Consider the following 10,111-nt stretch of genomic DNA (forward strand, 5'->3'; position numbering starts at 1 on the left):
AGTTTTTTATGATAAACTACCCAGCGTTATTTTATTTAATGGTTTCAACGAAGTGCTAATTTTATGAGTTGTTCGACGGTAATATCATTACCTTCACGCTTGAGAATGGCATCAATACTTTTCTCGGCAGTTGCTCTCGGAATTCCGAGCATTACTAATGCCGCCAGCGATTCATTACGTACTTTCGCATTTTCGGTATTGAATATATTTGGAGTAACTCCACTAATCAAGTTATCTTTCTTCAACTTATCTTTTAGCTCAATTATAGCTCTTTGGGCTGTTTTAAGACCAATTCCTTTGATACTTTGAATCGTTTTCACATCCTCATTGACAATTGCTTGCTTTATTTCAGGCGATGATAAAGACGAAAGCATTACGAGTGCTGTGCTTGGACCTATGCCTGACACACTCGTGAGGTCTTCAAACAAAATTTTCTCCTCTGCGTCATGAAAGCCAAATAAGGTATGGGAGTCTTCTCTGACGATAAGCAGTGTATGAAGTTTACATCGTTCGCCTGTGTTATGTAGTGCGGCGTATGTTTGTAATGATATTTTTACTTGATAACCCACACCCGATACATCAATAATGACATATGATGGGTCTTTGTAGGCTAATTTGCCATCGAGGTATGCAATCATAGGTTAGAAAATTCTTAGTTATGTTATTGCGGTTTTATCGGACCACATTGTTTGTTTACTTAATCACATTTAGTCTTAATCCTGCACTTATTTGTGGGTTCAAGAAAAATGGTGATGGTAATGCCTCTACGTACAAGCCTGCATCAACAAAAATAGCTAATGGTTGATTGGGCAATTTTAGCTCAAAACCAGCAGTTCCGCTTGGTCCGAGTGATATTTTTTTGGTATGGTCAACTTTCTGACCAATCAAAATATCGGCATAGTGGCTACGATTATTGATTTGAGCTCCGAAACCGTAATAGACATGAGCCCAATCTCTTCTGAAAATTTCGAGCTGCCATAAATAATGTCCCTGAATCATCAACCCTGCCGTTTTATATTCGCCTGCGTTGTATCGTCTTTCACGATTGTAGATAAAACCATAAGTCCCGACATTTATATCAAACGCTTTATCGCCATTTTGAAAGTATTTTCTGAGGTTAAAGCCGAGAGGTTCGCCTACTCTGAAACCCGCTGCCCAATTATAGTCATATTGTGCAAAAGTTTCGGAAGAAGCACCTAAAATAAAAATTGTGGTGAAAGCAAAAAGAAGTTTTTTCATTGTATTTTTCTGATTCAAGAATTCAAGAATTTGCCAAAAGTATAAAATACTGTTTATCAAACGAAATCTTGGCTAATTTTATTCAATAAAAAAGCGTCAGAATTCACATTCGACGCTTTTGAATTACTATTCGATAAAATTTTTACAGCACCAAATCGGTATTTACTAAGATATAATTAAGCTCATTTATATCGTCGGCGTTAAGTTTCAGTGTACCTTTTACAGTCACACGGTCGTCGGTATTGAAACGCTTAGTCGATTTTTTGAACTTAATTTGCACAACCGACTCTGGCCCTGCACCTCCACAAAAGAAACATGAACTGTATGGGTTGGCTGACAAAACATACACATTTGCATCAACATCAACTGGAATCATGTAACCTGTAAGTATGATCTCTTTATCTTTCAAGTTATTTACTTTTTGTCCGAAAGTAGGGTAGAGGATAAACATTGACTCTTCGGCACTCCACTTCTTCTTGAAAGTAACATCACGTAGCGTTTCCCAAGTAATTTTGGTTGGCTCATCGGCGTAAGTAAATGATAATAGCGAAAGGGCAAAAAAGCCGAGTATAAATCTGGTTGTTAAATTTTTCATTTTTTTATGGTTGATGAATACAAATATACGCTTAAAAATAAAAACTTTATTCAGTTGCTAATGTTTTTGAAATATTGATGCGGTAAATACCTATTGAAGGAAGGGCCGCAGCCAAAATTCCAACTACTAACGCTCCAACGAACAAATATATTTCACCTGTTTGCAAGCCAAATTGGGTGATATCAAAGTGAAATTTTCGATTTAAGGCATTTGAAATCAAGTAAATACCAATTCTACTCAACATGATTCCTGCTATAAAACCAAGCACCGATAGAATAATACCCTCTAATAACAACATCAGAAACAAACGAGTTCGGCTGGCACCCATCGATAGCATTAAGGCCATTTCATATTTACGTTCTTTTAGCGAATTATAGAGTGATACAAAAACGCTTATTCCTGAGATAAGCATAATTACAGCAGCTAAAAATTGTAAGCCTTCGATTCCAATACCCAAAAGCTCAAACAAACGATTGACCTCAATTGCGGGCACAGCTGCTTGCAATTTTGAATTTTGATTGATGTTTCGTGGCATCGTCATCATGCCCATCGGCGAGCGAAATTTAATGATTGCACTCGTAATTTCTCTTTTTACTAAACTATCGGCTGCTTCTTCTTCGTGGTGTTCTTCGCCCTCTTCATGGTGTTCTTCTTTGTGTTCGTGGATGTTCCATACACTATTCAGACTTGTAAGAATCAAATTATCAACCACTGAATTATTGTATTCCAAAATACCGACAACTTTATAACTATTTTCGGCGTGTTTTTCGCCTTCCGAGTCAAGTCCGTGCGAGCTTGCAAAAGTATCACCTACCTTTAAATTGGCATTTTTAGCAGTTGATGCCCCCAAAACCACTTCTAAATTTCCCTTAAACATTTTACCAGTAGCAATTTTGGTTTTAAAATGTTCAAAATACTTTTTATTTGTTCCGACAATTCTGAAACCTTGGTAATTATCACCCATCGAAAGTGGAATCATTTCTTTGACCAACGGATTTTGGGCAATGGCCGCCACATCATCTAAGTAAACATTGCCTGTTGGGTTATCAATCTGATACACCGACGATAATATTAACTGAAGTGGACTACCTTTGGCACCCACAACTAAGTCGATACCACTAATGTTTTTTGCAAATTTATCCTGCAATTGTTTGCCCAGAAGCATCAGCAATGAAATCATGGCAATGCCGAGGGTCATGAGCAGAATGCACAAAAAACTATTGAGTTTTTTGTCGAGTATGTTTTTCCAACTTATTTTAAATAACATCTTGTTTAATTTACGAATGACTATTCGAGAGCTTGGCGAAGTAGAAGTTTCGATAAGTCATTCATCATTTTTAAAGTGTAATAATATTTTTAAAGTTATCCTTTAATCTTTGGTCGTGGGTAACTATAACCAATGCAGCACCAATATTTTTTGATTGATTTTCGAGTAACTGAATTACTTTTTCGCAGTTTTCGTCATCTAAGTTGGAGGTTGGTTCGTCGGCCAAAATTACATCGGGGTTATTCATCAATGCCCGTGCAATACTCACTCTTTGTTGCTCACCTCCGCTTAGTTGGCTTGTCTTTTTTTCTAAAAGTTCTGAGATTCCCAAGTTCTGAGCCAGCTTTTGTGCCTGTTCTTTCGATTGTTTTTGGTCGGCTAAATAATTGGCCAACAATAGATTATCCAGTACATTGAGCGAACTTACAAAATGAGGTTTCTGGTAAATAATACCTAAATGATTGGCTCGCATCTGACTTGCCTCTTTTGCAGTAAGTGTTGCCAATTCATTACCGTTTATTTTAATCGAACCTTTATTTGGTGTCAACAGTAGAGCTAATAAATGTAATAGCGTGGTTTTACCAGTGCCTGAATTGCCCAAAATTAGTAGCGTCTCGCCTTTTTCACAGCTAAACGATGGGAAATGAAAGGTCTTTTTATTATCATACAAAAAACGTAGTTCGGAGCAGGCCAGCATTGTAATGAGTTTTTGATTCGTTGTTTCAAAGATACTACATAAGCACTATTTAGTACAAGAATATTTTCGTGGTTTTAAGAAAAAATAGAGATGGATATATGATTAAGACCAAAATCTTCACCTAAAATATTATGAATATTTGTGAACTTTTTTTCTGAAAAAACAATTCTCTATAAAGTTAGTAGATTATTTATTCAAACTTAAATATAGCAAAGTTATGTCACTCAGATTAGGAGATATCGCACCAGATTTTACTGCTGAAACTACGCAGGGTACAATTAACTTTCATGAATGGCTCGGAGATTCATGGGGAATGTTGTTTTCTCATCCGGCCGATTTTACACCAGTTTGTACAACTGAATTAGGAAAAACTGCTCTTTTGAAAGATGATTTTGCCAAAAGAGGTGTAAAAGTGATAGCCGTTTCGGTAGATGATTTAGCTTCACATAATAAATGGGTTCCAGACATCGAGGAAGTAAATGGGGTAACTGTAAACTTCCCAATCATTGCGGATGGCAACCGCAACGTGGCTACTTTGTATGATATGATTCACCCTAATGCTTCTGAAAAAGCAACGGTTCGTTCGGTATTTATCATTGGGCCGGATAAAAAAATAAAGTTAACGCTCACTTATCCTGCCTCAACCGGACGTAATTTCACCGAATTATTAAGGGTTATTGATTCTTTGCAACTAACTTCAAATTATCAAGTAGCAACCCCAGCTGACTGGAAAGATGGTGAAGACACAATTGTAGTTCCTGCCGTTTCGACCGAAGATGCGATTGCTAAATTTCCAAAAGGTTTGAATGTTGTAAAACCTTATTTACGATATACTCCACAACCTAATAAGTAAGCTTTTTAAAAAGAATAGTTGTTTGATAGCGTGGCATTCTAGCAAAAGAATGTCACGCTAATTTAATATATATGGGGCCTAATAAGGCAAATCGTTTTAATCATTCTAGATTTTACTTACTTTTGCACAATATTTGCAATATCATCTACATTGTTAGATTTATAATTGCGATTGAGCAATGAGAAATAAAAAGAAATTGAGTCTTTGGGAAAAATTTTTGAAACATTTTTTTTCCTTACGTGGCCTTTACGTTTTAATTGTGATTGCCCTCATCACTTTATATCCTGTATATGTAAGTGATGGACAACGCTGGACGTACATTAAAAGTTTTGGAATTAAGTTACCACTTCGTTATAATATTCACGGCATTGATGTTTCACACCATAATAATAAAATTGATTGGCATAAAGTAAAAAACAGTATCGAAGATAAAGTTGATATTAGTTTTTGTTTTATTAAAGCCACCGAAGGAGAAGATCTCAAAGATCAAGACTTTGTAAATAATTGGAGGGAAGCAAAAAAAACAGGTTTAATCAGAGGAGCATATCATTTCTATGTTCCGAGGGCAAATCCAGTTGAGCAAGCTCAAAACTTTATCGAATCGGTTGTTTTGGAAGAAGGCGATTTTGTGCCTGTTCTTGACTTCGAGATTCAAGGAAATAATAAGAAAGTAAGAGCAAACTTACTTGAAAATATAAAGACCTTCATCAATATTATTGAAAATCATTACGGTGTAAAACCAATCATATATACCAACGGCCATATCTACAAACAATATATTAAAGGTAATCTTGATCAATATCCACTTTGGATTTCAAACTACGATAGCCAAAAGTTGGAAGGATATGATGATGCCCGCTTGATGATTTGGCAACACAGTACTGACGGAAAAGTGGACGGAATAATCGGAGATGTAGATTTTAATGTTTTTGTTGCCTCAAAAAGTCATTTAGACGATATTTGTATAAAGTCGGGAAATTAGATACTGGGTAATTGGTAAACTGGTCATCGGTAAACTGGTTACTGGCGAACTTCGATGTCTCTTTTTCAATAACTAATTCTCCACTAACCAGTCAACTAATTTTCCAGTAACAATTTCTCAATAACCAGTTCTCTAGTAACTATCAAAGAAAATATGCTAAACTCAACTAATTTTACTCAAACGCCTGCTTTCAAGAAACTTAAAGCTCACCACCGAACTATTAGCAAAAAACATCTGAAAGAGTTATTTGCAGAAGATAATAATCGATTTAAAAAATTCTCAATCAAGTTTAATGATATTTTACTTGACTACTCAAAGAACACAATCAATCGCCGTACAATTTCTTATTTGACTGACTTAGCCAAGGAATGCGATTTGTCAGGTGCAATCGAACAAATGTTTTCGGGCGAAAAAATAAATCAAACCGAAAACCGCTCTGTTCTACATGTTGCGTTGCGAAATCGTTCAAATACACCCATTTTAGTTGATGGAAAAGACGTAATGCCCGATGTAAACGAAGTTCTTGAAAAAATGAAAGAATTTTCGGGCAAAGTGATTTCGGGTGCTTGGAAAGGCTATACCAACAAGGCAATTACGGATATCGTGAATATTGGAATTGGTGGCTCAGATTTAGGTCCTGTGATGGTTACCGAGGCCTTAAAGCCATATAAGAAGAAAAACATCAATATCCATTTCGTATCAAATGTTGATGGAACTCACATCGCCGAAACCTTGAAGAAAGTCAATCCTGAGACAACCCTATTCATGATTGCCTCTAAGACTTTTACAACTCAAGAAACAATGGCCAATGCCCACTCGGCTCGTAATTGGTTTTTGGCTACTGCCATTGATGCAGCGTTTGTAAAGAAGCATTTTGTAGCTATTTCTACCAACCAAAAAGAAGTAGAGAAGTTTGGAATTGACCCAGCCAATATGTTTGGTTTTTGGGATTGGGTAGGAGGGCGTTACTCGCTTTGGTCGGCCATCGGATTGTCGATTGCGTGTACGATTGGCTACGAAAATTTCGAACAATTGCTTCTCGGAGCTCACGAAATGGATAATCACTTCCGTTCAACGCCTTTCGAGAAAAATATTCCAGTAGTTTTGGCACTTTTAGGTATATGGTATAATAATTTTTACGGGGCCGAATCGCAGGCAATTTTGCCTTATGATCAATACTTGCACCGTTTTGCTGCTTATTTCCAACAAGGTGATATGGAGTCAAACGGTAAATATATCGACCGCAATGGCAATAAAGTTGATTACCAAACTGGACCAATTATTTGGGGTGAGCCAGGTACAAATGGGCAACATGCTTTTTATCAGCTAATTCACCAAGGTACAAAATTGATTCCTGCCGATTTTATTGCTCCTGCAATTTCTCACAATCCTATTGGCGAACACCATAAAATGTTATTGTCTAACTTCTTTGCTCAGACTGAAGCCTTGATGAACGGCAAGACTCGAGAAGAAGTAGATGCTGAGTTAGCTGGTAAATCAAAAGAAGAAATCGAAAAAATTGCTCCTTTCAAGGTGTTTGAAGGAAATCGTCCGACTAATTCGATTTTAGTAAAAAAGATTACACCAAAAACTTTGGGAAGTCTGATAGCCATGTATGAGCATAAAATTTATGTGCAAGGAATTATCTGGAATGTTTTCAGTTTTGACCAGTGGGGAGTTGAGTTAGGAAAACAACTTGCCAATAAGATTTATCCAGAATTAACCGACAATGATCAAATCAATAGCCATGATAGCTCTACAAATGCTTTGATAAATCAATACAAAAAGTGGAGGAAATAATTTTTTCGCTCAAATATTAAAAAACAAAAGTGGCTGTATTAAAAGAATAATTCACCAAATAATATTCTGTAAAACTGCCTTATCCCTGCCCTTCTCCTTTAAGCAGAAGGACTCAATGTCTCTTTCTCCCTGCCTGAGTGGAAGACTTTGAGGGTGAGGTCAAAGGATTACCAAATATTGTTTTGTGAAGAAAACTTTTAAGTCAGCCTCTTTTATCTTTACGGGCCATCGAAATAGATATAATGTGTTACAAATGTACGAATCGAGAATAATTTCAAATTTTTTTCGTACCAATCAAATCTCAATCTTGATTATTTCGTATATAATAATGTATTTAATAGCTTGATTATAAGGTGAATATATAAAGTACCTGTTTTCATATTTTTTTGAAAAAACAAAAATTACGGAAATTATGAAAAATAATGTCGTTTACATTTGGAAATTTAAATTGTGTATTATACCTTTGAAACATTAAGCTTTCCTAATTAACTATAACAAATACCTGAACGAAAGTTCAAACTCGAACCCAAAAAAGTAAAGGTAACCAGCTATTGAGAGAGGTGTTTTTCATTAAGCAGTTTTACACCTCACTCTCAATAGCACCAAGTGAATTAAATATGATCGACTTACGTGCTATTATAAATTCTTCAATTTGGGCGTTCCTTTTATCATTATTAGGAATCGGTTCATCCTATGGAATCAAACGGAACGATGTTCATGAAGCTCCGAATGTTCCATACGAGATAAAATTTGCAAACATTACCTTTCAGCTTACCGATGCAACGAGGTCTATAGTTCAGACTGAACTAAAAAACATTCAAGCCGATAGGGCTAGCCTCCACCAGCAGCTCGATAAATTAAGCCTGTTTTTGCCAATAGCAGAGCCTCTTCTAAGAGAAAAGGCAATTCCGGAGGATTTTAAATTCTTAATGCTATATAACAGATATCAAACATCCATCGAAACTTCAACATATTTAGAAAATGGTGTTTTTTGGTGCCTAAATAAAGAGAAAGCGGAGGATGTAAGTCTAATAGTAAACCATCAAATAGATGAGCGTAAACATTTGATAGCTTCAACCAAAGGGGCTGCCATTTGTTTGAATAGAAATCAAGTTTTATACAGAAATTGGGCATCAACTCTTTTTTCGCACATTTCTGATAAAAAAATATTATCTCTTCTTGAAGTAAAGAAAAAATGGGCTGATAGTCCTTACGTCTTATTAGATAGTCCAAGTTATGCACCTGTACTGCAATTTCTGGCCTACAGAATAGCAGTCGAACGTGAGTTCCCACTTTTTAAACCGATTGAACAAAAAATCGTTTATGAGTATCCGTATAGTAAAGGCAAAACGTTGAATAGGATCGCCCAAGATTTAAAAGTAGAGCCAGCGTCTTTGACAGAATACAACAAGTGGTTAATTTCGGAAAGTGTACCTGACTCGGAGTGCAAAGTTTTGGTTGTTGTACCGGCTGAACGGTACAACGAAGTCAGAAGTTTTGCTGAAATATCTAGAAAAACTAATTTACCAACAAAAGATTTGGGATTCCCCGTACTAAGGCGAGAAGATAAGTTGGTAAAGTCGAAAGGCAAAGGGGGGACATTTTATTACATTAATGAAATTGAGGGCTTACAGGCCGATATGTGTGATATTCCAGTTACAATGGCTTATAAAGCAGGAATTTCTCTTGAAAAATTTGTTAACTACAATGATCTGAAAGAAACGGATATTCTTAGTATAGGTCAGGTTTATTATATTCAACCCAAAAGAAGTAAAGCAAGTGTTCCTTTTCATGTAGTTCGAGAGGGTGAAACTCTCTGGGATATCTCTCACATATATGGTGTTAGATTATCCAATTTACTAAGTTTCAATCGATTTGAGAGTGTACAACGATTGCAACGTGGTAGAGTTATTTGGTTGCAATCAACTCGACCAAAAAACAAGCCAATTGAATACATCGAAATGCCAGACGAATTTGAAGAAGCTGAAGAGGTATTGTTGTCGGAGAAAACTAAAAATGTAGAAAATGAGTTAAGTATATCAGATGGTATAAAAACAGTTGAATTACAACCTAATTCAAAAGCAATCAAAAAAACAGCAACAGAGCTAAATGAAGGGTTAGGTAAATCAGAGAATGTTAAATCAGCAAGAAAAAATAATTCCGCCCCAGTACAAAAAGAGGATGTAAATGAGGTTGATGTTTCAACTTTACCATTAAGCCAGGAAATTGGTAAAAAGAGTCAGCCAAATGGTGTGATTCTTAAAACACAAGATAAATCAATTAGTGAAAATCCGTCAATTGAAGAAGGCAAAAGTCCTTTACCAATAAAAAAAGATATTAGGAAAGAACGTAATAATCCTGTAACTTTGCCACAAAGCACTGATAGTGAACAGGTTAATGGCTTTCAGGAAAGGACAGAACAAAAAGTTGTTACTCCAAATAGTCAAAGTATACCTAAAGATAAATTATATTCAGAGAAGGTTGCTGAAAAAGAAGATGAAGTAAGCTTCCAGCAACATAGTGTAAAAAAAGGAGAAACACTTTTCAGAATCGCGGTTAATTATGATGTTACAGTCTCGGAATTGTGGGTATGGAATAAATTAACCAGTACAATCATTAAAGAAGGAATGATTCTGAAAATTAAAGTAAGCAAATAGTATAGATTCACTCAATAGCTC

9 protein-coding genes are annotated in these 10,111 nt (G+C 35.8%); 4 read left to right on the forward strand and 5 right to left on the reverse strand.

Going from position 1 to position 10,111, the window contains the following annotated elements:
* Positions 1-44: 44 nt before the first annotated feature.
* From ruvA to ACOVO2_RS09885, 5 genes are all read right to left on the reverse strand, one after another.
* Positions 45-638: a Holliday junction branch migration protein RuvA gene (ruvA, locus tag ACOVO2_RS09865; RefSeq protein ID WP_421769804.1), complete on the reverse strand. Its 594-nt coding sequence runs from the start codon at positions 636-638 to the stop codon at positions 45-47.
* A gap of 55 nt (positions 639-693) precedes the next feature.
* Complete coding sequence (locus ACOVO2_RS09870) at positions 694-1,239, reverse strand: hypothetical protein (RefSeq protein ID WP_421769805.1); 546 nt, start codon at positions 1,237-1,239, stop codon at positions 694-696.
* A gap of 142 nt (positions 1,240-1,381) precedes the next feature.
* Positions 1,382-1,834, reverse strand: a complete 453-nt coding sequence (locus tag ACOVO2_RS09875; RefSeq protein WP_421769806.1) for a DUF3299 domain-containing protein — start codon at positions 1,832-1,834, stop codon at positions 1,382-1,384.
* Positions 1,835-1,880: 46 nt separating this feature from the next.
* Entirely contained in the window at positions 1,881-3,101 is a 1,221-nt protein-coding gene (locus ACOVO2_RS09880) for an ABC transporter permease (protein WP_421769807.1), read from the reverse strand.
* A gap of 70 nt (positions 3,102-3,171) precedes the next feature.
* Complete coding sequence (locus ACOVO2_RS09885) at positions 3,172-3,798, reverse strand: ABC transporter ATP-binding protein (protein ID WP_421769808.1); 627 nt, start codon at positions 3,796-3,798, stop codon at positions 3,172-3,174.
* 217 nt (positions 3,799-4,015) lie between these two features.
* Between ACOVO2_RS09885 and ACOVO2_RS09890 the strand changes: the two genes are divergently transcribed.
* The 4 genes from ACOVO2_RS09890 to ACOVO2_RS09905 all read left to right on the forward strand — a co-directional run bounded on the left by ACOVO2_RS09890 (position 4,016) and on the right by ACOVO2_RS09905 (position 10,090).
* Complete coding sequence (locus ACOVO2_RS09890; RefSeq protein WP_421769809.1) at positions 4,016-4,651, forward strand: peroxiredoxin; 636 nt, start codon at positions 4,016-4,018, stop codon at positions 4,649-4,651.
* Between the two features lie 217 nt (positions 4,652-4,868).
* On the forward strand, positions 4,869-5,633 hold the full coding sequence (locus ACOVO2_RS09895) for a glycoside hydrolase family 25 protein (RefSeq protein ID WP_421769810.1): 765 nt from the start codon (positions 4,869-4,871) through the stop codon (positions 5,631-5,633).
* A 153-nt stretch (positions 5,634-5,786) separates the two neighbouring features.
* The gene (pgi, locus tag ACOVO2_RS09900; protein WP_421769811.1) at positions 5,787-7,433 is read left to right on the forward strand and encodes a glucose-6-phosphate isomerase; all 1,647 of its coding nucleotides are present in this window, start codon (positions 5,787-5,789) and stop codon (positions 7,431-7,433) included.
* Positions 7,434-7,984: 551 nt separating this feature from the next.
* A complete protein-coding gene (locus ACOVO2_RS09905; protein WP_421769812.1) occupies positions 7,985-10,090 on the forward strand; it encodes a LysM peptidoglycan-binding domain-containing protein in 2,106 nt (701 codons plus the stop codon).
* Positions 10,091-10,111 lie beyond the last annotated feature (21 nt).

Origin of the sequence: Emticicia sp. (genome assembly GCF_049241225.1) — a bacterium.
GTDB lineage: Bacteria > Bacteroidota > Bacteroidia > Cytophagales > Spirosomataceae > Emticicia.

Excerpts from the sequence above, each read along its gene's own strand:
- ruvA (WP_421769804.1), bottom strand. The coding sequence starts at position 638 with ATGATTGCATACCTCGATGGCAAATTAGCCTACAAAGACCCATCATAT.
- ACOVO2_RS09870 (WP_421769805.1), bottom strand. The coding sequence starts at position 1,239 with ATGAAAAAACTTCTTTTTGCTTTCACCACAATTTTTATTTTAGGTGCT.
- ACOVO2_RS09875 (WP_421769806.1), bottom strand. The coding sequence starts at position 1,834 with ATGAAAAATTTAACAACCAGATTTATACTCGGCTTTTTTGCCCTTTCG.
- ACOVO2_RS09880 (WP_421769807.1), bottom strand. The coding sequence starts at position 3,101 with ATGTTATTTAAAATAAGTTGGAAAAACATACTCGACAAAAAACTCAAT.
- ACOVO2_RS09885 (WP_421769808.1), bottom strand. The coding sequence starts at position 3,798 with ATGCTGGCCTGCTCCGAACTACGTTTTTTGTATGATAATAAAAAGACC.
- ACOVO2_RS09890 (WP_421769809.1), top strand. The coding sequence starts at position 4,016 with ATGTCACTCAGATTAGGAGATATCGCACCAGATTTTACTGCTGAAACT.
- pgi (WP_421769811.1), top strand. The coding sequence starts at position 5,787 with ATGCTAAACTCAACTAATTTTACTCAAACGCCTGCTTTCAAGAAACTT.